The sequence below is a fragment of the Bacillus sp. D7-8 genome (genome assembly GCF_052055895.1).
Classification (GTDB): Bacteria; Bacillota; Bacilli; order Bacillales; family Bacillaceae; genus Bacillus; species Bacillus velezensis.
On the sequence record NZ_CP179922.1, the window covers coordinates 715,983 to 740,641 of the forward strand.

The 24,659-nt window shown below is 44.0% G+C and carries 22 protein-coding genes; 19 read left to right on the top strand and 3 right to left on the bottom strand.

What is annotated here, in order from left to right; genetic code table 11:
- Positions 1-111 precede the first annotated feature (111 nt).
- Positions 112-1,233, top strand: a complete 1,122-nt coding sequence (locus ACKTRM_RS03725) for an FAD-dependent oxidoreductase (RefSeq protein ID WP_023356765.1) — start codon at positions 112-114, stop codon at positions 1,231-1,233.
- 36 nt (positions 1,234-1,269) lie between these two features.
- Here ACKTRM_RS03725 and ACKTRM_RS03730 read toward each other — a convergent pair whose 3' ends face one another.
- Complete coding sequence (locus tag ACKTRM_RS03730) at positions 1,270-2,340, bottom strand: DUF3900 domain-containing protein (protein WP_007408944.1); 1,071 nt, start codon at positions 2,338-2,340, stop codon at positions 1,270-1,272.
- A 164-nt stretch (positions 2,341-2,504) separates the two neighbouring features.
- Here ACKTRM_RS03730 and ACKTRM_RS03735 point away from each other — a divergent pair, with 164 nt between their 5' ends.
- The 6 genes from ACKTRM_RS03735 to ACKTRM_RS03760 all read left to right on the top strand — a co-directional run bounded on the left by ACKTRM_RS03735 (position 2,505) and on the right by ACKTRM_RS03760 (position 9,300).
- Complete coding sequence (locus tag ACKTRM_RS03735; protein ID WP_012117030.1) at positions 2,505-5,687, top strand: bifunctional cytochrome P450/NADPH--P450 reductase; 3,183 nt, start codon at positions 2,505-2,507, stop codon at positions 5,685-5,687.
- Positions 5,688-5,979: 292 nt separating this feature from the next.
- Positions 5,980-6,573, top strand: a complete 594-nt coding sequence (locus ACKTRM_RS03740) for a hypothetical protein (RefSeq protein ID WP_012117031.1) — start codon at positions 5,980-5,982, stop codon at positions 6,571-6,573.
- Positions 6,566-6,877 carry a winged helix-turn-helix domain-containing protein gene (locus ACKTRM_RS03745; RefSeq protein WP_007609957.1) on the top strand — a complete coding sequence of 104 codons (312 nt, stop codon included), beginning with the start codon at positions 6,566-6,568 and terminating at the stop codon, positions 6,875-6,877. Before ACKTRM_RS03740 ends, ACKTRM_RS03745 begins: the two co-directional genes overlap by 8 nt.
- Complete coding sequence (locus ACKTRM_RS03750) at positions 6,878-7,768, top strand: ABC transporter ATP-binding protein (protein ID WP_012117032.1); 891 nt, start codon at positions 6,878-6,880, stop codon at positions 7,766-7,768.
- A 14-nt stretch (positions 7,769-7,782) separates the two neighbouring features.
- A complete protein-coding gene (locus ACKTRM_RS03755) occupies positions 7,783-8,523 on the top strand; it encodes an ABC transporter permease (protein ID WP_012117033.1) in 741 nt (246 codons plus the stop codon).
- Between the two features lie 54 nt (positions 8,524-8,577).
- Positions 8,578-9,300 carry a pentapeptide repeat-containing protein gene (locus ACKTRM_RS03760; RefSeq protein ID WP_012117034.1) on the top strand — a complete coding sequence of 241 codons (723 nt, stop codon included), beginning with the start codon at positions 8,578-8,580 and terminating at the stop codon, positions 9,298-9,300.
- A gap of 61 nt (positions 9,301-9,361) precedes the next feature.
- Here ACKTRM_RS03760 and pznA read toward each other — a convergent pair whose 3' ends face one another.
- On the bottom strand, positions 9,362-9,487 hold the full coding sequence (pznA, locus tag ACKTRM_RS03765; RefSeq protein ID WP_157662605.1) for a TOMM peptide plantazolicin: 126 nt from the start codon (positions 9,485-9,487) through the stop codon (positions 9,362-9,364).
- A gap of 978 nt (positions 9,488-10,465) precedes the next feature.
- On the opposite strand from pznA, the gene ACKTRM_RS03770 reads away from it, so the two are divergent.
- The 12 genes from ACKTRM_RS03770 to ACKTRM_RS03825 all read left to right on the top strand — a co-directional run bounded on the left by ACKTRM_RS03770 (position 10,466) and on the right by ACKTRM_RS03825 (position 23,289).
- On the top strand, positions 10,466-11,170 hold the full coding sequence (locus ACKTRM_RS03770) for a hypothetical protein (protein WP_012117035.1): 705 nt from the start codon (positions 10,466-10,468) through the stop codon (positions 11,168-11,170).
- Positions 11,171-11,182: 12 nt separating this feature from the next.
- Entirely contained in the window at positions 11,183-12,175 is a 993-nt protein-coding gene (locus tag ACKTRM_RS03775) for a TOMM precursor leader peptide-binding protein (protein WP_012117036.1), read from the top strand.
- A gap of 2 nt (positions 12,176-12,177) precedes the next feature.
- Positions 12,178-13,524: a YcaO-like family protein gene (locus tag ACKTRM_RS03780; protein ID WP_015239353.1), complete on the top strand. Its 1,347-nt coding sequence runs from the start codon at positions 12,178-12,180 to the stop codon at positions 13,522-13,524.
- Positions 13,525-13,550: 26 nt separating this feature from the next.
- Entirely contained in the window at positions 13,551-14,360 is an 810-nt protein-coding gene (locus ACKTRM_RS03785) for a SagB/ThcOx family dehydrogenase (protein ID WP_012117038.1), read from the top strand.
- On the top strand, positions 14,360-15,034 hold the full coding sequence (locus ACKTRM_RS03790; RefSeq protein WP_015239354.1) for a CPBP family glutamic-type intramembrane protease: 675 nt from the start codon (positions 14,360-14,362) through the stop codon (positions 15,032-15,034). Before ACKTRM_RS03785 ends, ACKTRM_RS03790 begins: the two co-directional genes overlap by 1 nt.
- Positions 15,035-15,058: 24 nt before the next feature.
- The gene (locus ACKTRM_RS03795) at positions 15,059-15,871 is read left to right on the top strand and encodes a class I SAM-dependent methyltransferase (RefSeq protein WP_012117040.1); all 813 of its coding nucleotides are present in this window, start codon (positions 15,059-15,061) and stop codon (positions 15,869-15,871) included.
- Between the two features lie 455 nt (positions 15,872-16,326).
- On the top strand, positions 16,327-18,255 hold the full coding sequence (locus ACKTRM_RS03800; protein WP_003155677.1) for an LTA synthase family protein: 1,929 nt from the start codon (positions 16,327-16,329) through the stop codon (positions 18,253-18,255).
- Between the two features lie 215 nt (positions 18,256-18,470).
- Positions 18,471-19,235: a glucose-1-phosphate cytidylyltransferase gene (rfbF, locus tag ACKTRM_RS03805; protein ID WP_012117041.1), complete on the top strand. Its 765-nt coding sequence runs from the start codon at positions 18,471-18,473 to the stop codon at positions 19,233-19,235.
- A gap of 6 nt (positions 19,236-19,241) precedes the next feature.
- Positions 19,242-20,210, top strand: coding sequence for a GDP-mannose 4,6-dehydratase (locus ACKTRM_RS03810; protein WP_012117042.1), 969 nt, complete (start codon positions 19,242-19,244; stop codon positions 20,208-20,210).
- A 24-nt stretch (positions 20,211-20,234) separates the two neighbouring features.
- The gene (locus ACKTRM_RS03815; RefSeq protein ID WP_012117043.1) at positions 20,235-21,146 is read left to right on the top strand and encodes a putative nucleotide-diphospho-sugar transferase; all 912 of its coding nucleotides are present in this window, start codon (positions 20,235-20,237) and stop codon (positions 21,144-21,146) included.
- Positions 21,147-21,174: 28 nt separating this feature from the next.
- On the top strand, positions 21,175-22,335 hold the full coding sequence (locus tag ACKTRM_RS03820) for a glycosyltransferase family 2 protein (protein WP_012117044.1): 1,161 nt from the start codon (positions 21,175-21,177) through the stop codon (positions 22,333-22,335).
- A 15-nt stretch (positions 22,336-22,350) separates the two neighbouring features.
- Complete coding sequence (locus ACKTRM_RS03825) at positions 22,351-23,289, top strand: putative nucleotide-diphospho-sugar transferase (protein ID WP_012117045.1); 939 nt, start codon at positions 22,351-22,353, stop codon at positions 23,287-23,289.
- Between the two features lie 29 nt (positions 23,290-23,318).
- Here the strand turns inward: ACKTRM_RS03825 and ACKTRM_RS03830 are convergent, their stop codons facing one another.
- Positions 23,319-24,548, bottom strand: coding sequence for an MFS transporter (locus ACKTRM_RS03830; protein WP_007408952.1), 1,230 nt, complete (start codon positions 24,546-24,548; stop codon positions 23,319-23,321).
- Positions 24,549-24,659: the final 111 nt, after the last annotated feature.

Genomic DNA, 24,659 nt, shown 5'->3' on the forward strand with positions numbered 1-24,659 from the left:
AAGCTTGCCGGATTCAAAAGGCAACCTATAAAGATTGACAGTTTTTCAGCTTATATAGTAAGGTGGCTAATAGTTAATGAATGATAAATAAATAGAGAAGGCGGTATCGTGATGAACCATGAAGTGAAAAAGATCATCATAGCGGGCGGAGGGATCGGCGGCCTGTCCGCAGCGATTTCTCTCGGCAGAGCGGGTTTTGAAGTGACCCTTTGCGAGGCGGCGTCCGACATGCGAAAAAGCGGAGCGGGCATTCTCCAGCCCCAAAATGCGCTGCGGGTGCTGCGGGAAATCGGTGTGTATGATGAATGCTGTCAACACGGCTTTCAAACGGAATGGCTGAAGCAGCATGATGAAAACGGAACGCTGCAGTTTAAAGTGAGTGAGGCGTTTTTAGATGATTCATTGCCGGGGCGGAATAATATATTGCGGCAAACGTTAAACGATATCCTCAAAAAACATGCTGAAGCGGCGGGGGTCACGATTCTGCTCGGTAAAAAAGTCGTGTCTTACGAAGAAACGGCAGATGACATAACGGTGCATTGTGCAGACGGAACCGCGATGACGGCTGACATCCTCGCCGGCTTTGACGGCATCCGCTCCGCTGTCCGCGATCAAATGCTGCAAAGAGAAGTGAAAACAGAGTATCTCGGCATGGGAGCGCACAGATTTTACATTTCTTTTCCCGAGCCGATATTTCATGATTCGACACTGATGTATAAAAAAGGGCAGACGCAGGTCGGAGTCGTGCCGCTCTCTGAAAAAACAGGATACGTATTTATCATCCGGCCGTATGACGCTGACTTCAGGGATGACGAGGACACGCGTTTTGAACGGGTGAAAGACTTGCTGCGCGGAATTCCGGGAGTAAAGTTTGTGACAGAGAATATGTCAAAGGAATATCCCGTTTTGTTTCATAAGATTGAGCAGATGGCGGTCAAAGAACCGTGGCACAGAGGCCGCGTCGTTCTGGGCGGGGATGCCGTCCATGCAGGAGCGCCGACATTGGCCCAGGGAGCGGCGATGGCGATTGAAGACGCGATTGTGCTTAGTGAAGAACTGCAAAAACACGAAAACCATGAAACTGCATGTCAAGCATACTTCGAAAGACGGGCGGAGCGGGCATTACAGGTGCAGAATCTCTCATCTGAAATCGTCCGCCGCGAGATAAAGGGAACGCCCGGCGTCCAAGACATCATCAGTGAATGCTATCGATTGCTCAAAGAGCCTTATTAAATAAAGAAAGTCCAGAACATGGCGTCTGGACTTTTGTCAGTCTTGTTCAGATTTATTCCGTATCCGTTCAATCACCTCATGCAGCCCCTCAGGCTTGTGAAACTCCACCGGCGAACTGCCTTTTTCAAACGAGATCGTCTCCGCCTCAATGAGCGCGACATAGCGCCCGTTCACTTTTGCGAGATGGATGGATTCGCCGAAATCAGCCAGTAATCCTTTAATCTCTGTTTCTCCGACTTTCATTTTCAGCTCGGCTTCCGGCGTGTGTTCAATGATCTGCGCGGATGCCTCGATGACTTGATGAGTGTCGAGGCGCTCCTGAATTTCCCGCTTTTCACTCGCTTCCCAAATTTCAATGTCGTGCTCAAACTGCTGAAGCTCTTCGCTGTTTTCTTCAAACGTTTCATACACGTGTTCCTGCACCATGTTCATGACTTGGTTTTTCATGATTTCCGGCATCGATTCGCCGTATTCGACAAATTTGAGAAAATCTTCGAAATAACGGGCGTGCGAGGCCTGGTGGATTTTCAGCTCATGCTCTTCCGTCATGCCTTCTTCCGGCATATACGGATATTGAATGCTTTTCATGTTTTTTGTCGTGATGGCCATTTCGACCTTTTTAATGAGAGACGAGGCGTCTGAGATGCGGGCGACCTTCGGCTCGAAATCGCATTTCATCATAAAGACGAATTTGTCTTCAAAATACTTGCGCGGAACGGCCGATGCCACGATAAAAACACCGCCGCGCACGGCACTCGTGTCAAGGTAAGTGCGGACGAATTGCTCGCTTGCTTCGATAAATGCTTCCTTCGTATCCGCAAGTCTGGCGCGGTTGAAAAGGTTGTAATTCGGATTTGAATCAAGCTCATGGCCCGGCTCCGTGATAAAATGGCCGATTTTTGTTGGGACTTGCTCGGATTGCGGATGCCGTTCGGCTTTCCGTTTGACGATTTTCTTCAATTCCCCGTCTAGAAAATCCTTCAGCTCGCTTTCTTCAAATTCTTCCGTGTCAAGGGTCTGGAAATGTTTGAACTGTTTGTTTGCCTGTTCGTCTTTTCCTTCCACTTGAATGACATAAAACGATAAAAACTTGATTTCAAAATCCATATGTGAACTCACCTTATTTCTGTATTTAACAAGCCTCTCCAGTATAGAAAAAACCGTTATCGATCGTCAATCCGATGATTGATCCGTGACGGCGGATAATCGGCCGGTGAAAAGGGCAATGTAGTTGGAAGGAACGCATCAACGTGTAAGAAAGGGTGTTATTCATGAAGGAAACAGGTCCGATTCCGCAGCCGAAGACATTCGGCCCGCTCGGCAATCTTCCTTTGCTTGATAAAGACAAGCCTACAATGTCGCTGATCAAACTGGCAAACGAGCAGGGGCCTATTTTTCAGCTCCATACGCCGGCAGGCGCCATTATCGTCGTGTCCGGCCATGAACTGGTGAAAGAGGTTTGTGATGAAGAGCGGTTCGATAAAAGCATTGAAGGGGCTTTAGAGAAAGTCCGGGCGTTTTCCGGTGACGGGCTGTTTACAAGCTGGACGCATGAGCCTAACTGGCGAAAGGCGCATCATATTCTGATGCCGACCTTCAGCCAGCGCGCGATGAAAGATTATCATTCGATGATGACTGATATCGCGGTGCAGCTGATTCAAAAATGGGCTAGGCTGAACCCGGATGAGGCCGTTGATGTGCCTGCTGATATGACCCGGCTGACGCTTGATACGATTGGGCTTTGCGGCTTTAACTATCGGTTTAACAGCTATTACAGGGAAACGCCTCATCCGTTTATCAACAGCATGGTGCGCGCCCTTGATGAAGCGATGCACCAAATGCAGCGCCTTGATGTTCAGGATAAGCTTATGATCAGAACGAAGCGCCAATTTCATCATGACATTCAGGCGATGTTTTCGTTAGTAGACAGTATTATCGCAGAGCGCCGGTCAGGCGGCCGGGATGAAAAGGATCTGCTGGCCAGAATGCTGAATGTGGAAGACCCGGAAACGGGCGAAAAACTTGATGATGAAAATATCCGGTTTCAAATCATCACGTTTTTAATTGCGGGCCACGAAACGACAAGCGGCCTGCTTTCCTTTGCCATCTACTTTCTGCTGAAACATCCCCGTGTTTTGGAAAAAGCCTATGAGGAAGCTGATCGGGTATTGACCGATCCCGTTCCTTCATATAAACAAGTGCTGGATCTTACTTATATCCGAATGATTTTGCAGGAGTCATTGCGTTTATGGCCGACCGCGCCTGCGTTCAGCCTTTATGCGAAAGAGGATACGGTGATCGGCGGGAAATATCCGATCACGCCGAAAGACAGAATTTCCGTCTTAATTCCCCAGCTTCACCGTGATAAAGACGCGTGGGGAGACAATGCGGAGGAATTTTATCCGGAGCGGTTTGAACATCCTGATCGAGTGCCTCACCATGCGTATAAGCCGTTCGGAAACGGTCAGAGGGCGTGTATCGGTATGCAGTTCGCCCTGCATGAAGCAACTCTTGTTCTGGGGATGATTCTGCAGCATTTTACCTTTATCGATCACACCGATTATGAGCTCGATATTAAACAGACACTGACGATCAAGCCCGGCGACTTTCATATCCGGGTGCGGCCGAGAAACAAAGAAGACGTTGCGGCTGCTCTCCCGGCGGCTGAAAAAGCGGCGGAAGACGTCGGAAAAGAAAAACGGGAAACAAAAGGCGCATCCATTATCGGGCTTGATAACCGACCGCTTCTGATTCTGTACGGCTCAGATACGGGAACCGCAGAAGGCGTGGCGCGGGAGCTTGCCGATACTGCCGGGATGCACGGCGTCCGGACTGAAACGGCGCCTTTAAATGACCGGATCGGAAAACTGCCGAAAGAAGGAGCTCTCTTGATCATTACGTCCTCTTATAACGGAAAGCCTCCGAGCAACGCGGGACAATTCGTTCAATGGCTTGAAGAAGTCAAACCCGGGGAGCTGGAAGGCGTCCGATATGCCGTCTTCGGCTGCGGTGATCATAACTGGGCGGCGACATATCAGGCCGTGCCGAGGCTTATTGATGAGAAGCTTGCCGAAAAAGGGGCGGAACGCTTTTCCTCCCGAGGCGAGGGGGACGTCAGCGGCGATTTTGAAGGAAAGCTTGATGAATGGAAAAAAAGCATGTGGACGGACGCCATGAAGGCATTCGGTCTCAAGCTGAATGAAAATGCCGAAAAAGAGCGAAGTGCGCTGGGCCTTCAATTTGTCAGCGGGCTTGGGGGGTCTCCTTTGGCACAGACGTATGAAGCGGTTTACGCATCCGTTGCGGAAAACAGGGAACTTCAGGCGCCGGAAAGCGGCCGGAGCACAAGGCATATCGAAATCACTCTGCCGAAAGAGGCTGCCTATCATGAAGGGGATCATCTCGGCGTGCTGCCGGTAAACAGCAAAGAGCAGGTCAGCCGTGTTCTCCGCCGATTCAATCTGAACGGGAATGATCAAGTGCTGCTGACAGCCAGCGGACAGAGCGCGGCTCATCTCCCGCTCGATCGGCCGGTCAGGCTGCATGATCTTCTGAGCAGCTGTGTCGAATTGCAGGAAGCGGCATCAAGGGCTCAAATCCGGGAAATGGCTGCTTATACGGTCTGCCCGCCGCATAAACGGGAATTGGAAGATTTTCTTGAGGAGGGCGTCTATCAGGAGCAAATCTTAACATCGCGCGTCTCGATGCTCGATCTCCTTGAAAAATATGAAGCGTGTGAACTTCCGTTTGAGCGATTTCTGGAGCTTTTGCGCCCGTTGAAGCCGCGGTATTATTCGATTTCAAGTTCGCCCCGGAAACATCCCGGGCAGGCTTCAATTACCGTCGGCGTCGTTCGCGGCCCCGCCCGGAGCGGTTTGGGTGAGTATCGCGGAGTCGCTTCGAATTATTTAGCGGACCGCGGCCCTGAGGATGGTATCGTGATGTTTGTCCGCACTCCGGAAACACGATTCCGGCTGCCGGAAGATCCGGAAAAACCGATTATTATGGTCGGTCCCGGCACAGGAGTCGCCCCGTTCCGCGGATTTCTGCAGGCCCGGGCGGCGTTAAAAAAAGAAGGAAAAGAGCTGGGGGAGGCTCATCTGTATTTCGGATGCAGAAACGATCATGATTTTATTTACCGTGACGAGCTTGAAGCTTATGAAAAAGACGGAATCGTGACGCTTCATACGGCTTTCTCCCGCAAAGAAGGCGTACCGAAAACGTATGTGCAGCACTTAATGGCGAAAGACGCCGGCGCTTTAATTTCCATCCTCGGCCGGGGAGGGCACCTCTACGTATGCGGCGACGGCAGCAAAATGGCGCCCGATGTAGAGGCAACGCTGCAAAAAGCGTATCAGTCGGTCCGCGAAACAGACGAACGGCAAGCGCAAGAATGGCTTTTGGACCTCCAGACAAAAGGCATTTACGCAAAAGATGTTTGGGCGGGGATTTGACCGATTTGATGAAAAGGACTGGATGACTCCAGTCCTTTTTCCTTCAAGAAAATGAATTGCTTTCCAATCGATATACATTCGGTTTGTCAGCAATCTGAAGGCTTTGTTGTGAGATCTTATAACAAGATAAGGATGTCTCACAGTGGTGGAAGGATATCAGCGCCAAGAGTCCCATCTGCTGTTTCCAAGACTAAATAGTTGCGCCTATTTTGGATAAAACCTCTTTACAAATATATGGAATTAGAATATACTCTGTTTCACAAAGTACTTTGTAAAAAGAGGAGCCTGTCTTATGCCAAATCAGAATTTTCGTGAATCAGAGATAGCTGAAAACTTATCTCATATCAAAGTCTTGACGAACTACAAGACTGAGTACTCAAGGCAAACCAGTCCATATTTCATTATTTGGGGCTGTATATGGATTATTGCGTACTCCGTTTCTTTATGTAAGGTACCTTCTGTAGTCCTTGCTTGTGTCTGGTTAATACTGGCAGTATTAGGGTGGATACTGACTTTGAAGACATATCTTAAGCAGAAACAATTTGATCCCATGCCCACTTTCTTAAAGAATCAATTAAAATATGCATGGATTGGATTCATATTAATGGTATGCATTTTTGTTTTCCTGATTTTAATGGGATTATTGCCGCGAACAGGAGAATTTCTATCGTTTTTGATTGTGTTAATGGTGTCTATTATGTACATATTCTTAGGCATCGTGTTAACAAAAGAGATTTTTGTTATGGGATTTTGGCTGAGCATACTCGGTATGCTTACATTCTGCTTACTTCCTAATGCAATGAATATTGTTTTTGCATTTATTGGCGGAGGCAGCCTATTACTTACAGGAATGATTTTGAAAAGAAAAGGGCAAGGAAATGAGTAATGTTAACAATATCAATGATTTAATACATGCCAAAGTACGGTTGGGAATTATGAGTTTACTGATGACTTATGATCAATGTGATTTTACTTTCCTGAAAAAGTCATTAGACATCACAGATGGGAATTTAGGTTCGCATCTGAAAAAGTTAGAAGATGCAGCTTATATAGAACTAACCAAGAAGTTCGTATCCAAAAAGCCGAAGACTATTGTTCAGATTACGAAAGAAGGGAAAGCAGCCTACAAGGAGTACATTAATACAATTGAATCCATATTTAAAATAAATAACAGTGGGGGAATGGTGTAAATGCTGCAAGTTGAACATATAAGTAAGCGCTATGGCACGACTCTGGCTTTGGACAATGTGGCTTTAACAATTCCGAAAGGAGTCTGCTATGGACTTGTTGGACCGAACGGATCCGGCAAATCTACCTTAATTAAGATCATCTCACGCATCATCCGGGAATATGACGGTAAGGTTGAATTTGTCGGTAATGAAAATGGCAGATTGGGTTATGTTCCACAGGATATCAGCCTTGAAGAAAAATTAACCGCAAAGACTAACATGGAATTTTTCGGAAAGGTACATGGACTGAATGGCTTAAAACTAAAGCAAACAACAAAAAAACTGTTAGAAGATATCGGGTTGTCAGAAAGGACAAACGACGTTGTGGAGAACTTTTCCGGAGGAATGAAGCGCCGTTTAAATATCGGGTGTGCATTAATGCACGATCCAGACTTAATTATTCTAGATGAGCCGACGGTAGGCGTGGATCCGCAATCACGCCGCTACATTTTTAACATCGTAAATCGACTCAAAAAAGCCGGTAAAACCATTATTTATGTGAGCCATTACATGGAAGAGATTGAAACTCTTTGTGACTATGTAGCTTTTATCGACAGAGGGCAGATTATCGATGAAGGAGAAATAAATGAACTGCTTAAACGACATAAAGAATCATCTATTATGTTTAACTCCTCATTGTCTCATGAATTAATAAAGAGCCATGGTTTTGAGTTTTCAGTCGTTAATTCAGGGCTGATAATAAAAACCAAAAAACCTTTAGAAACCATGGAGCGCTTAATTAGCGTCAGTAAGGAAAACAATATTGTGCCTCATCAGTTGTTTTTATATAAGCCAAAATTAGAAGATGTATTCTTTAAACTTACCGGCACTGATTTGCGTGATGAAGAATAAAGGGGGAATTTATCATGTTACCGCTCGCTCAAATTGAAACGCTAAAACAGTTAAAGGATAAGTCTCTGTTTTTTTGGACGATTATATTACCTATTGTGTCCATCATATTGCTGATTGAGCTATTTACGACAGACAGTACAAACAAAACTTTAGTAGCTTCACAATCTGTAACCGGTATGAGCGTATTCTTTTCTACATTCATTATTATCTCCATCGTTATAAGTTTTGTAAAGGATCGGGAAAAAGGAATTGTATCAAGACTGGCAAGTACCCCTTTAAAGCCTTATAATTTCTTCTTAGGAAAAAGCATTCCTTTTTTAGTCATAACTTTTATGCAAATTCTTCTCCTTTCTGTTTTAGGAATATTTCTGTATGATATTGAAATTAATAATTTTCCGGCGTATCTGTGGGTTGTTGTGTTGATATCTTTACTGGTTACATCCTGGGGAGTTGCCATTTCAGTCTTTGCAAAGACTGAAAATACCGGTTTGGTCATGACAAATGTGATTGCATTAGGTACCGCTGTTGTATGTGGTTTATGGACCCCTTATGATCAATTACCAAGCTATCTTCAAACTATTGGAATGCTCTTTCCGCAGTACTGGGCGCATCAAGGGTTAATTCAATCGGTCTCGACGATATCGGGAGGAGAAAGTCTAATATGGGTAACCCTTGTTGTACTGGGCTATACAATACTGGGATTTATAGTTTCTCTAATTGGATACCGGCATTACATTAAAATGGCAAGAAACTAGACCGCTGAAGAATGGGTCATTAAAACGCAGCTGGGACTAAAAGGAGAGCGGGAAATGATAAGTGAAAAACTAAAACTGTATGTCGAGGCTCTATTTAAAAAGTACGAAAGAAATTCGTTACTGAGCAGAAAAAAAACGGAGCTTTTAACTAAGCTTCATGATAGAAGTATTAGCCTGGAAGCAGAGGGTATGACAAAGCTGGATATTGAGAAGTTGCTTATACGCGAAATAGAATCCAAAAGCTTGGCGGTCGATACCAGTGACCTGAATATAGATAAATCCAATGTATTAAAACTCAAAAAAAAGACGTTTATAAATAAGAATTTGCAAAAAACGGAGGATTTTGAGCCGGTAAATGCCGAGTACTATCTCAGTGACTTTAAAAGTGCAACTCTTCAGAATATCGATGTCGAACACTCTGTCTTCAAAAACTGCTACTTCAAGAATTTCTCATGTAAAGACTCCGCCATCATAGAATCGACATTTAAAAAAAGTGATCTCAGCCAGTCAAATTATGACACATGTAAACTTGAGTATATGCTTTATACCGGTTGTCACCTGCCAAAAGTCAATTTTACAGATACCTCCATCCTGCATACGTTCTTCAAGAACTGCTATCTAAAGAAAGTATCCTTTACGAACTGCATTCTAATTAATATTCGGTTTGAATCTTGTGATATTGCAAACGTTAAAATTACAGGAGGCAAAATGGATAAAACAACATACCGTATACTGCAAGAAGAGGGGACTTCATTACATTCAGTAGAATTAATTTAAATTTAATATAAAGAAGCATAGACCAATAAGGATCATCTTATTGGTCTATTTGTCTTAGAGGTTAAAACGTAGATGAACTAGAGATGATTGTGGTACAGGTACAGCGTGCAGCCATTGGCTCGAATAAATGTTGACCTTCTCCGTGTACACTTGCAATAAGAGCAGTTGGCACTTTAATTTGAGTCATAATTGTTACCTCCTCCATAAAATTTATCGACAAAGAATTCACCGATATGTACCATATTGTGATTTATATGGACAATATTGTCAACCCAAATATGTAATTTTTTGTGATATAGATAATGAATTTATAATGAGCAATTTGGTTTAAGAAGCTGAATCACTCTAAATTTAGTTAAAAATGAAATTAATAATTCTGAATTTTATATTTGATCAGAGGGAAAGTATGTGTTTTAATAGGGTTATGGGAATAAATACTATTTTTTAAGCGGAATAACCCAACTTGTTAGGAAAAAGGAAACGTTGTTTGAAGTTAAAGCTAAGCTAATTCAGGCGAATCGCATAGGCTGATCGGGGCTTTGGGTGGATTCTTAACAGGAAATGTCAAACTTCAAGGAAGCTTGAGCTTTGTCTGTTGGACAAAAGGGGTGACTGCCCGACTGCTTAGAATAAAGCTTAATTTACTAAGGGTTTCTTGTACCCCATTGGTATTGTAATGATTCTGGTGTCACCTACGAAAGATTTACTCTTCTTTGTATTACCTCAGCATTCTTCAGAAGCTTCTTCAGATAGTATTACAAAATCAATAATTGATTTAATGATATTTGTGAATTCGTAACTCCCTGTATTATTTTGTCGCACAGAGAGATGAACCAGGCCGCCCCTGGCGATCTAAAGTAGGAGGAAGTAATACGTTATTAACTTATTTGTTTTCTCAAGACACCATCCTTTGTTTACTTTTAAGAAAGGTATTTAACTTCTGATCCTAACTAACTTAATCTTGTATGCTGTTTTCTATTTGCTGCTGCACTGTCCTAACTTTTATGGTTCAACCATCTTTTGTTAAGACATTTATTTACGGTGATTATCAAATTTATAATTTCTATATTAAGTATTAATTGGTTATATTAACTTTTTTGCTTATCTTTCTGATGACAAATCATGAGATTGATCGAGTGAGATTATTGACTAGGAGGTATTGGACGTGAAAATTCACTACATGGGAGTTAGGGAACCCCTGAAACAAATATTGGAGGATAAGGCGGCTGAGCTCCATGATTATCCGCTGCAGATTGTAGATTTAGGCGGATCAATAAAGTACGAAAGTGATTCTTTCATCAACTCTTTTGACTTGGATGCTGAAACAATCATACTTTCAAACCGGAGATATAATTTGAATGATGAATTGGGTTACGTGGAAACAGAGTTACTACAAAAATATAAAAAAAGTATTTTATACAGAACATCCCCTTTGGATATCGGAATCGAGTTGTACAGAGGATGGGCAGCAGCCACAGGAATACTGCTCACTGCTTTTTCTCCGGTAGGCGTAAATTGGATTTCCACTCAAGATGTTGCATCTGCATGCTTAATCTCAAAAAAAGATGTAAATGTTCGCGCAGGGAAAGCCTTTGACCTAACCGGAGCGGAAGTTATTAGTATGGAAAGACTAAAAGATATATTTGAACAAGATTTGGAAATGCAGATAGATTTACAATGTAAAAATAAAGAGGAAGCGATTAGGATGCTGATGCAAAATAACATGCCACTGGATCTAATAGAATGGTTGGTAGAATATCAGATACTGTCTTCCGATGACCGACTAGAACCAACTACTAATATTCTGGAACAGATAATTGGGCATCCGCCAAATGCAGCTCAATTATTTGAAAATAAACAAATTAATTAAGGAGGAATACAGATGTCTCAACAAACTCACTCTATTCAAACGGTTGTAAGGTTCAAATTATCTCCTCATATTACTTTGGGAGAATTGGAAGGAAGCCTGTTAAGCTTTAAAGCACAATCCATTACAAAAGTTGATGGAGAAGGAATCGTTGAATTCTTTGAGGCAATTTCAGAATATCTTGTATGTGAGAATGGAGTCTCAATTGAAGAACTGCACCAAAGGTTCAACCTAGAGAAAGATCAGTTAAGAAACGTCTTCGATTTCCTGGTGACGAACGGATTGTGTATACAATCTACTTCTAATTTTGACATGACTGCTTTTTTGGCATATGAGAGGGCAGGGGGGCAAGTGGAAGTCAACCAGATCTTACATAGATTAAAGACAAGCATAGTGGAAGTTGTAGCACATGGGGAAAATAACCTAGCAATAAACCTAACTAATAGCTTGCAGGAAACAGGATTAAACATAGATTGGAAAGAAAAACCGGATAATGGGAAGCCTTCGATACGTATTGCTGTAGCAGCTTCACATTTGGACCCGCTGTTAGAACAAGTAAATGATCAGTCATTAGAAGATCATGTCCCTTGGTTGTGTGTTATTCCATACGATGGTCAGACAGCTTGGGTTGGTCCATTTTTCATCCCGCACAAGTCTGCATGTCTCCATTGTTATAACCTACGTAAATCAGCAAACTTTTCAGATGAGGTATTTCGTTCAGAATTGATGAAGGTCAAGCCAGTCAACGCTGCGAAACAACCGGTATATAATCAGCCAGTTCATTTGGTACAGGCAGGAATAGCGAATAATCTTGTCACAGAGTGGATTACACTAAGAGACTATGCACCAAGCGCCGTTCCAGGTGGTTTTATAACTGTCAATTTGGATGACAGGGGAGTTTCAGTTGATAACCATCGTGTATATAGAGTACCGAGATGCCAAAAGTGTTCTCCTGCCGCTGACACAGGGTTTCCTCAAGTATGGTATCACGGCGAGGTGGCCAAATAATTATGGTGAGTAAATGGACGACATTAGAAGATTCATGGAAAGTCCTTGATAGTCTTGCTGATCCATATGTAGGTATAGTGAGAAGAGAGTATCGGAAATTACGCGATGTAGATGACGTTTGGGGACACTCGTACGGTGCTCATGGGACAGACAGTAAAATTTTATTCGGAGTCCCCTCTAATTCTTATAATGGAGGCGGATCGGATAATGCGGCTGCGGCAAGACTAGCTGCTATTGGGGAAACGGTGGAAAGATATAGTGCAGCTTATCTTCCATTTGATTCTGATGTTGTATGTTTTGGATCACAAAAGGAATTAGAGAAGGAGAATAAGCGTTTCATTGGATATAAAGATTGGGAATTGTACGCTCCAACTCAATTCAAAGATCCTATATTTCCTCATGAAGTTTGGAATGAAAATACTAAGCTGTGGTGGAGAAAAGGGACATATGCTAAAACAAATGAGGAGGTATGGACCCCAGGGCAACTAATCCATATCGCCAATCATACGGAATGGCCTGGGGACACTAATATAGGTCATGCTACAAGTAATGGTCTTGCTTGCGGAATTACCTTTGTAGAAGCAGCAATTTCAGGTTTATTTGAAACGATTGAACGGGATGCTTTTATGCTTACCTGGTATAACAAGCTGAGCTTGCCCCAGATTGATGTGAATTCTTCTCCGAGATTAAAACGCTTTTATGAAAGATATATTAAACCAACATCATTGCGGCTACACTTAGTTGATATGACTGTATTTTCAGGTATTCCTTCTGTGCTAGCAGTTGTCAGAAATCCTCATACGAATTTAGCCCCTTTTGCAATTGGAGCCGCCTCCTCCTATTCAATAGAAAGGGCTTGTGAAAAGGCAGCAATTGAAGGTATGTATACAAGAACTTGGGTCAAGACGGAACAACGTTTAGGTAACGCATTAGTGAATGCGGATTTTAATAGGGATATCAATAGTTTTGAGGACCATATCAAGCTTTACGCAGGAACCGATATCGTCAAGGAAGCTGATTTCCTTACAAGTAACAGCACTTTAGTTGATGTTAACCAATTTAAGTCATTCGATGATAGTTCTCCTGATGTACTTTGGAATAGTCTAAATGATCACCTATATGAAAAAGGTTTCAAAGTGGCTACATTTGATTTAACAAGTCCTGATATAAAAGATGCCGGAGCTTATGTAGTAAAGTCCATCATTCCAGGGTTTAAACCTATAGATGTCCTTTACAGGGGAAGAATGTTGGGTGGAGAACGTATATTACGACATTCTTACGATTTAGGGTTAGTACCAGACCCGTTTACAATCGAAACACTTAATCCAGTACCTCATCCATTCCCATAAATACTAAGGTGAAAGGGGTTAACGAAATGAAAGAGATTGAAAGGCATGCCACTAATTTGGTTGATGTAGTCTATGGCAATGAAAAACTAAGATTTGATGATCCTTCTGAGAACTGGTTTGAGGCTTCGAAAGTTTATCGAAGCTCTATGGCGTGGGACGCGCCAGGAGTAGCAGGCCTAATGAGATCTGCAACATTACAGAAGATCGCTACTCATGCAGGTAAACGATTTGATGACTTGCCATTGATTACATTACCTTCCCCATTGAGGACAAGTGTATCATTAGATGAAGTTATTCAAAATAGGAGAAGTATCGAACAGTTTAACGGTGGTAGTACAACATTAGCACAGCTTTCTACCATTCTGCAGGGTAGTTATGGATTAATAGAGCGCCCTGAAGGTCCTAGACGCCCTATTCCTTCTGGCGGAGCTCTTTATCCGTTGGATCTGTACGTTGTTAGCAACAAGGTGGATTCTTTGGAAAAAGGTCTATATCACTTTGATCCTTATCGTAAGGGCCTAGTTCATCTAGGTGAGTACTCTGAAGAGGATTTCGGAAGAATAATGTTACAAGAAGAAGCTGTAAAGGACTTTTCTTTCGCTGTAATCATATCGGCTAGCTTTTGGAGGTCAAGGTTTAAATATGGCCATCGTTCATATCGATTTATATTTATTGAAGCGGGTCATCTGATGCAGAATATGATTTTATTGGCCACAGCCCAATGTATCCAGAGCCGTCCATACGGAGGGTTTATAGATGATGAGCTCATGGATCTTATTGGTGGCCATAATGGAGTAGACGATGCCCCTATATATACTTTAGTTGCAGGAACATGATGGAGTTAAGGGCATGCATCTTTATAGGGATCCTGATTCATTTGATGGGTCCCTATGTTTCAAAGCTAACAGTTATGTATCAAATCAAGCATAGAACTAAGGAATATAAACTGACTCGTCATATAACACCGCAGCGCAGTTATGATATTATCACCGTTTTTGGTGGAATTATGTGTTGCAGCATCTTCTTATTAGATGATAACTTTTTTTTAATACATAGCAATAATGCGTACGGTGTTTTATTATTTAGTGCCCTAGGTTTCTTTTTTCCTTATGTTATCTGGAAGGGGAAAAACAAATCCGTTGTATTTGTTAAAAGAAAAGTAAATAAACTTGATACATTGATTTTCCTGCCTTTATGCGCAGTTTCAGAGGAATTAATATGGAGAATTTGTATTCCTTTTCTATTTAAACTATACTTCTTTGATTCTGTCTTATTGTGTACGTGTATTAGCTCGATAGGATTCTTGCTGCTCCATATGCCCCTTGGTGGTGTAAAGTCAGCCCCCTATATGACTGTATTTACTGTAATAGCTGTAATAGCTGCACAATTTGATTTTTTATCAGCAGCTGCATTCCATATTGTGCATAATTTAACTATCCAGTATTTTCATCCTGTCAGCAAAAAGAAAATAAATACATCTTCGCCGACAATGTCTCAAGCAGAGTGGTAAACTCTTTGGAGGTGTCACAGTTATATGGAAATTGAAACAATTGTCAGAGAGTCAGAAGCCAACAGAATTCAAGCACAAACATGGTTTTCTCATCCTGAGAAAAGTAAAGTGAGCTTTCGGTATGATGAGAGGGAAACCTCATCCATTAGAAGTATTTCAATTGAAACATTTCTGTCGTTTTACTCCAGTAAATTTAATAGAGAGCCGTATTCTGTATTAGATATTGGTTGCGGACAGGGGCAAGTAATTCAATATTTGAACAGTCGGTTTCAAAAGATCGAACTGACAGGTATTGATTCCTCTGCCCAAGCAATTTCTTCAGCAAAAAAACTCGGTATTAATGCATCTTTTATATGTTCAAATGCAGAAAATATTATGCAATATGTGTCTAAGAAGCAAGACATTATATTCATACATCTATGTTTTGGACTCTTTAAGAATCCTATTGCTATTGTAAATACACTCATCCATCTATTATCAGATCAATCATGTATCTATATTGTAGACTTGGACAGGAACAGTTTGGGAGAGGGCCTTAACACAGCGCAATCTCGTGAGGAAGAAGCCTATTTAAAAGATCAATATCGTGCTTCTTTAACAATGGAAGAATTTAAACAGCTCCTGCATGTTGTGACCAAAGAACAACATGGGGTGTCATTTCATGTAGGTAATTCCTTTATTGGCGGGTTTGATGAAACCAGTTCACAATTTTTTTCGCTAATGAGAAACAGAAATTTGCAAGACGCGTTAAGGACCAGTGTTGGAGAACAGTTAAAGCAGTCACAAATGCCAGCTCTGCTGCATGGTTGGATTATAAAAAACAAAAGGTATACGTGAAGAAAGTATATCTTTAGGGTCTAAGCGATAATTTGACAGGTAAAGGACTGGATGACTCCAGTCCTTTTTTTACATCAGCCAAAAAAACCTTCAAGTTTTTCAACCCCTTTGCATACAATAACTTCAGCCCGCCTGTTGGGCGGCTGTCTTTGATATTCATTTTTCGTTTTTAGAAGTTTGTGTTATTCTTATATTTGGTATCTCCTATTTTCAGACCGGGTCTGATACGGTACCTTTTAATGCCAGAAAAAAATGTGAAACGAAGAACGGATATCCTGCGTCTAATGGCTGGCGGGATAAGATGTTCAATGGGCATGACACGAATGATAAATATATCGTTTTTTTAAATGGTGTGTTTATGGGGCTGTGTGATGCTTTCGTTTTGCTCGGAAAGCAGGAATTGAAGCAAAAAGTAAGAATACAGATTTAAAGTGTTTAGGAAAGTAGAGGTTGCCATGAAGAAATTATTTTCTTACAGACTTAGTTTTTTTGTACTGGCTATTATTTTGTTTTGGGCCAAAACGTATTTAGCCTATCATGCTGAATTCAACCTTGGGGTGAAGGGTCCGACGCAGCAGTTTCTGCTTGTGATCAATCCGTTCTCAAGCGCCATTTTCTTTTTAGGACTGGCATTGTTTGCGAAAGGCCGCAAATCAGCGATTATCATGGTGATTATTGATTTCATCATGACGTTTATTTTGTATGCAAATATCCTATTCTATCGATTCTTCGATGATTTCTTGACATTCCCGAACTTAAAGCAATCCGGTAATGTGGGAAATATGGGAGACGGCATCTTCAGCATTATGTCCGGCCATGATATTTTATACTTTGTTGATATTATTATTTTAATCGCGCTTCTGGTGTGGAGACGTGAGCTGAAGGAATTCAAGCTGAAAAAACGGTATACGTCATTAATTATCGTGACGGGTATTGTTTTGTTCTTCGTGAACCTGGCGATTGCCGAAGAGGACCGCCCGGAGCTGCTGACAAGAACGTTTGACCGCAATTACATTGTAAAATACTTAGGCCTTTATAATTACACGATTTATGACGGCGTACAGACGGCGCAGACGGAATCACAGCGGGCATATGCCAGCAGCGATGACCTGACGAGCGTTGAAAACTACACATCGTCGCATTATGCGAAGCCGAACGCCGAGTATTTCGGCAAGGCCAAAGGCAAAAACATTATTAAGATTCACTTGGAAAGTTTCCAATCGTTTTTGATCAACTACAAACTTGACGGAAAAGAAGTCACGCCGTTCCTGAATAAACTCGCCCGCGGCGGAGAGGACATGACGTACTTTGATAACTTTTTCCACCAAACGGGCCAAGGTAAAACATCTGACGCCGAGCTGATGATGGATAACAGCCTGTTCGGACTGCCTGAAGGGTCAGCCTTCGTGACAAAAGGGGAAAACACGTATCAATCGCTTCCTGCCATCCTTGACCAAAGTGAGGGCTATACAAGCGCCGTTTTACACGGTGACTACAAATCATTCTGGAACCGTGACCAGATTTACAAACATATCGGCTACGATAAATTCTTTGACGCCAGCACATACGATATGTCTGATGACAACCTTGTCAATATGGGACTGAAGGATAAACCATTCTTCAAAGAATCCATTCCGAAGCTTCAATCGCTGAAACAGCCGTTCTACGCGCATTTGCTCACGCTGACGAACCATTATCCGTTTACGCTTGATGAAAAAGACGCAACGATCGAAAAAGCGAAAACGGGCGACGCGACTGTGGATGACTATTTCCAGACGGCGCGTTATCTCGACGAAGCGCTTGAACAGTTCTTTAAAGATCTGAAGTCATCCGGTTTATATGACAACTCGGTGATTATGCTTTACGGAGACCATTACGGAATCTCTGAAAACCATAACCGCGCGATGAAAGAAATTCTCGGCAAAGAAATTACGCCTTATCAAAACGCGCAGAATCAGCGTGTGCCGCTTATGCTTCGCATCCCCGGCAAAAAAGGCGGGGTGAACCATACGTACGGCGGTGAAATGGACGTTGTGCCGACGATCCTTCACTTGGAAGGCATCGATTCTAAGAAATATATTAATTTCGGCACCGATCTCTTCTCGAAAGACCATGATGATACGGTGACGTTCCGTAACGGAGATTACGTCACGCCGAAATATACTTCCATCTCCAATGTCGTATACGATACGAAGACAGGAAAAGAACTGAAAGGCAATCAGGAAACGAAAAACCTGAAAGCCAGAGTCACAGAGCAGCTGAAGCTGTCTGACAGCGTGATGTACAAAGACTTGCTCAGATTCCACAAATTGAGCGACTTTACGCCGGTTGATCCGTCTAAATATCATTACGGCAAAGAAAAGCTGAATCAGGATAATAAATAATAGAAAGAGCCTTACGGAATTTCCGTGGGGCTCTTTTTTTGTGTGTATCTTCACCAATCTGAAAAAAGAGAGAGCTTTTGGTCACAAAGGGCGCCAATCTCTCATATCTTACAGTAGATTTTGAAACCGGTGATAGAGAATCGGACAAATTATCGGGTTGGTTTCTCTTATACGGGCGGTTTCGAATCCAATATTCACAGAGAAGAGGGGTAGAGATGAAAGCAGTCATTCTCTGCGGCGGAAAAGGAACGAGAATGAGCGAAATCACCAATGAACGTCCCAAACCGCTCGCCATGATAGGCGGCAAACCGATTCTATGGCATATTATGAAACTCTATCAATACTATGGCGTGAACGAATTTATCCTGCTTCTTGGTTTCAAAGGAGAGATGATTAAGGAATATTTCTTAGATTATGACTGGAAGAATCACAGCATGACGCTGGACAGCTCTACCGGAGAATTGCGGATATTGGGAAAATCCGAGCCGTGGAAAATCACTTTTTTAGACACGGGGGAACACACGCAGACAGCGGGGCGGCTTTTACAGGCGAAGGACATCATCGGTGATGAAACCTTTCTTATGACGTACGGGGACGGACTGGCCAACATCAACCTGTTTCATCTGATCAGCTATCATCAATCAAAAGGGGCTGCGGCGACCGTCACCGGTATAGAAAAGACCTCGCAATTCGGAACGCTGACGGTTGAAGACGGTATGGCGAAAAGCTTTTCTGAAAAAACCTCAAGTGACGGCATCATCAACGGCGGATTTTTCGTGCTCAGCCCGAAGGTATTTGATTATCTGCCGAAAGACAGGGATGTCATGTTTGAAGAAGAACCGCTGAAGGAGCTGGCGAAAGACGGCGAATTGGCGGTATACCGGCATTACGGTTTCTGGACGGCGATCGATACGTATAAAAACCTGCTGGAAATCAACAAGATGTGGGACCGGGGACAACATGTATGGAAGGTATGGTGATCAAGTTTGAGTTTCTGGAAAAATAAAAATGTGTTTGTGACGGGATGTACAGGTCTTTTAGGAAGCTGCTTGGTGAAGGAACTGATCGATCAGGGGGCCAATGTGACGGGACTTGTCCGTGACACTGTGCCCAAGTCGAACCTGTATCAGGGAGAACAAGTGAAGCAAATGAATATCGTGCAGGGCGCGCTTGAAGATCTGGATGTGATTGAGCGGGCGCTGGGCGAATATGAAATTGACACGGTCTTTCATTTAGCCGCTCAGGCGATCGTCGGCGTCGCAAACCGCAATCCGATTTCCACATTTGAAGCCAATATTCTCGGCACATGGAACATCCTTGAAGCGTGCCGCAGGCATCCGCTCATCAAGCGGGTGATCGTCGCGTCCAGTGATAAAGCGTACGGCGACCAGCCGACACTGCCGTACGATGAAAACATGCCTCTTCAAGGCAAACATCCTTATGACGTATCAAAAAGCTGTGCCGATTTATTAAGCCACACATATTTTAATACGTACGGACTTCCGGTCTGTATTACGCGCTGCGGCAACTTGTACGGCGGCGGAGATTTGAACTTCAACCGGATTATTCCGCAGACGATTCAGCTCGTGCTGAACGGTGAAGCGCCGGAAATCCGCAGCGACGGCACATTTATCCGTGATTATTTTTACATCGAGGATGCGGTCGAGGCATACCTTTTGCTGGCGGAAAAGATGGAGGAGCTCAATCTTGCGGGAGAAGCGTTCAACTTCAGCAATGAGATTCAGCTGACGGTGCTGGAGCTTGTAGAAAAAATTCTTAAGGCCATGGACAGTGACCTCAAGCCGAAAGTGCTCAACCAGGGAAGCCATGAAATCAAGCACCAATATTTATCGGCGGAAAAGGCGAGGAAGCTTCTGAATTGGACGCCCGCGCATACCATTGATGAAGGATTGGAAAAAACGATCGAATGGTATAAAGCCTTTTTTCAAAAGTAACAGAAACAGAGGTGAGAGAAAGACGTGACAAGCGCATATTGCACAGTTTTATCAAAAGGAAGGCTGTATCAGGCTATCGCTTTGTTCGGCTCATTGAAAGCGGTTCAGGCGGACGCCCCCATTTTTACTTTGTGTATGGACCAAGACACCTATGACGTGCTTCAGGCAATGCGGCAGGATAATGTCACCTTGATTCAGATGTCCGCACTGGAAAATGAGGAGCTCCTTGAACTGAAGCGGACGAGGGATCAGAGCGAATACTGCTGGACGGTGAAGCCGGTATTTCTCGAATTCGTGCTGGACGGACATCCGGAATTAGAGCGTGTCACGTACATTGATGCCGATTTGTTTTTCTTCGCTGATCCGCGCGCGATTTTTGACAATCAGCCGGATTGTTCGGTGCTTCTGTCACGGGGCGATATCGTCATTCCCTCATTTGAAAAACAGGAAATCGACATGCTGCAGCGTCTTTTAGGCCGGTATAATTCCGGTTTTCTCAGCTTCAAAACCGACAGTGCCGGCACAGATTGTCTCAGATGGTGGAAAGAACGCTGCCTGGAAGAATGCAAAAATGCGCCGGGCGAAGGAAAATTCGGAGATCAAGGCTACTTGGATTACATGTCCGGCCTGTTCCCGAATGTGTGTGACATCACCACGCCCGGCGTGAATATCGGCCATTGGAATTACGGCCGCCACACGTTTTCATGGAAGGACGGGCGTCTTGTGCTCGAAGACGGAAGTCCGCTGATTTTCTATCATTTCAGCGGATACCGGATCGTTACAGCCGGCGACATTCGGCAGATTCATGAGACGGACCGGACCGACCTGCCGTTTGTCCATCAGCTTTATCAGGACATTCTGAAGCGGGTGATCGGGACGGTCAGCGCCGTCTGCCCGGAGTTCAGCGGCTTTGCATCTGAGGATGATAACAAATAAATGATCATATACAGGAAGTGAACGAAAAGTGAAGGCAAGCGTCATTGTTCCCGCATATAATTCCAAGGAGCGGCTTTATAACAGCCTGCTGTCCCTGAATGAACAGGAATGCACAGAGCCGTTCGAAGTGATTGTGGCTGACAACGGTTCGGAAGACGGAACCTTATCCATGCTTGAATCATTCAGCGCGAATTTTCCGCTGATTTTTGTGAGAATTAAAGAAAACAGAGGGATCGCTTACGGCCGGAATCAGGCGGTCCGCAATGCCAGAGGCGATATTTTGATCTTCCATGACAGCGATATGCTTGCCGAAAAGGATTTGGTGGCGAAGCATATCAAGGCTCATGAGAACCGGGACGATCTTGTCGTATGCGGTATGTTCTGGAAGCGGATTTACAGCTTTTATTATGACCGTTTTGAAAAAGAGCATAAGGAAAAACTCGCCGAACTGTATGAAGAGCTGCCGGGCGATAAAGAGCCGCTCCTTCATGAAAGTGATATCAGAGACGGAAGTTTTCTTGACCAATGCTTTGATTTAGATACCGACTTTATCCGTGTGCTGAAAAGCATTTTGGAAAAATACGGAGATGATTTGAACGGCTACCGTCTGCCGTGGCGTTTTTTCATTACGAACAATTCGTCAGTCAAGAGACAGCACGTGGCAGATCTCGGCCTGTTTGATGAAGGCATTGTCAGATACGGCTTTGAAGATTATGATCTCGGCATCAGGCTTCATCAGTCGGGAATGAGATTTCAGCTGCGGCGCGATATCATGAGCGTACATCAGGAGCATCCGAGCAACTGCGCTTCCGTTGATGATATCAGGGCGAATATCGCGTACATGTGCGACAAGTACAATGACATTCATTCGCTTGACGTGCACCTCGCGTTTAACGGCCCGTTTGACGCGGAGTTAACCAACAGCATGATGGCAGACATCGAAGTGCTGCTTGATTATGAGAAATATGAAAGCCTGCTGCACATTTTTCTCGAGCTGCTGCACGCGGTTAAAGACCGCAACCTCGACCCGGACTGGAAGACGAAAAGCCCGCGGATCACGGCGAACAGCTTCAATCTGCCGGAGGTCGGAAAGCTTTTGGCAAAAGCGGAAAAAAAGCTGGGCGTCACGCACTTTGCAAGGGCGTTCAAAGCGCTGGCTGCTGATTTACTGCATGTGGATCTTAAATAAATTGGATGTGATATGGTGAGTAAATATCATTTTTCAACCATTGTTTCCAGAACGCATATCTTTAAACTGATGCCGATGATTCATTCTCTCCATGAGCATTGCCGGGATTTTCATCTGTATGTGCTGTGTGTCGACCAGAAGGCGTATGAATTGCTCCAGCAGGTGCCGTGGGAACATGTCACGGCGGTTCAGCTCCATGAAATGGAGGACCCGGAGCTGCTTGAAGCAAAGGGCGGCCGGACGTTTCATGAATATTGCTGGACGCTGAAACCGGCATTTCTGTTCCATGTGATGACGGAGTATGATGAAGCCGAATATTTTGCCCACTTGGACACCGATCTCTTTTTCTTCTCAGATGCGGGCGAGCTGTTTGCGGAAAAGCCGGATGCTTCCCTTTTTCTGACGGATCACCGCAATTCAGAACGGTTTGCGTCTTATTACAAGCTGACAGGGCAGTACAACACCGGGTTTGTCGGCGCCCGGAATACCGGGGAAGCGTATCGGGCGGTCTGGCAGTGGAGGCAGGATTGCATCTCCTATTGTACGGTGGAGATGAATGAAGAAAAAAAGACATACGGTGATCAAAGGTATGTTGAAAAGTGGCCCGCGCAGTTTGAAGACGTTCATGTCACGGAGTCGATCGGCGCGAATGCGGCGCTGTGGAATATTGAGCAATATGACGTCAGCCTGCGCGGCGGGGCTGTATATGTCAATGACACCCCGCTGATTTTTTATCATTTTTCAGGCTTTACGCTCGTCACGGAGAACGAATTCAGTCTGTGCTGGTACTATCACATTGATGACGAGGCGACAGTCAATATGATTTACGTGCCGTACATCAAAAACGTAAAAAAATGGATTGATGAAATTCAAAAAGCGTTTCCTGATTTCAGAGACGGGTTTATTCCGAAATATGCGGTTCCTGACACTCATTTTTATACGGTTGAAACATAAAATCCCTGCCGAAAAGGCAGGGATTATTTTTATGAATGCCATTCTTTTAATGTTTTGTCGCTCGGCAGGACAAAGGCGAGCAGACCTAAAACGGGCAGAAAGGCGACGGCAGTCATAGTCGGCGTCAATCCCGCTGAATCAATAAGAGCTCCGAGCGCAACGGCTCCGATCGCGCCCATTCCGAAGGCGAGCCCGACCGTAAGCCCTGACATCGTTCCGATTTTGCCTGGAACAAGCTCCTGCGCGTAGACAACCGTCACGGAGAAGCTGGACATCAGAACAACACCGATCAGCGCCAGTACGCCATAGGCGATGACAGGCCCCGCAAACGGAAGGAAAATTGTCAATGGAGCCGATGCTATCATCGAAACGATGATGACGTTCCGCTTTCCGAAACGGTCTGCAAGCGGCCCGCCGAGAAACGTTCCGACAGCTCCGAAAAATAAAAAGACGAAGATGTAGCTCTGTGCCTGCTGAATGCTGACATGATAGGCATTCATCGCATAGAACGTATAAAAGTTGCCGATCGCGCTCACATACCAGGAGCGCGCGAAAATTAAGAAGATAATCATGATAAGGGCGAGAATAATCGGTTTTGTAATCACGGTCTGCACAGCGGAGGCCGGTGATTTTTTACTTACGGCGCGCAAATGAATAAGGCGGCCTTTATACCATTTGGCGATATAAATGAGAAACAGAACAGCGATTGCGGCGACTAGCGTAAACCAGACAGAGCCGAATTGACCGAGCGGAACGAGAATCAGCGCGGTAATCAAGGGCGCCATCGCCTGGCCGGTATTCCCTCCGACTTGGTAAATCGATTGCGCCAACCCGCGCTTTTCGCCGGCGGCCATGTAGGCGACACGCGATCCTTCAGGATGAAAGACGGCGGAGCCAAGGCCGATAAAAAAGACACAGCATAAAATCGTCAGAAAAGACGGGGCGAACGCCAGACCTAAAATGCCGAGCATGCTTGCGGTGAGTCCGAGCGGCAAGGCATACGGCATCGGGCGTTTATCCGTATACCAGCCGATGACGGGCTGCATCACGGAAGACACCATATTCAGCGTAAAGGCGATAATTCCGAGCTGCGTAAATGTAAGATTCATGGAACGTTCCAATATCGGAAACATCGCCGGAATCACCGCTTGCAGTGAATCGTTCAGCAGATGACAAATCCCGATAATGAACAAAATAGAATACATGGTTGTCTCGGGACGATGGACAGGTTTTTCTTTAAGCGGGGCGGCAATTGCCAAAGTGATTCTCCTCCTTTTTATGTAAACGAAGCATACACCATATTATTCATAAGGTGAATGAATGATCAAGTGCAAAAAAGGCTCTTCTTTCTCAAACAGAAAAAAGAGCCT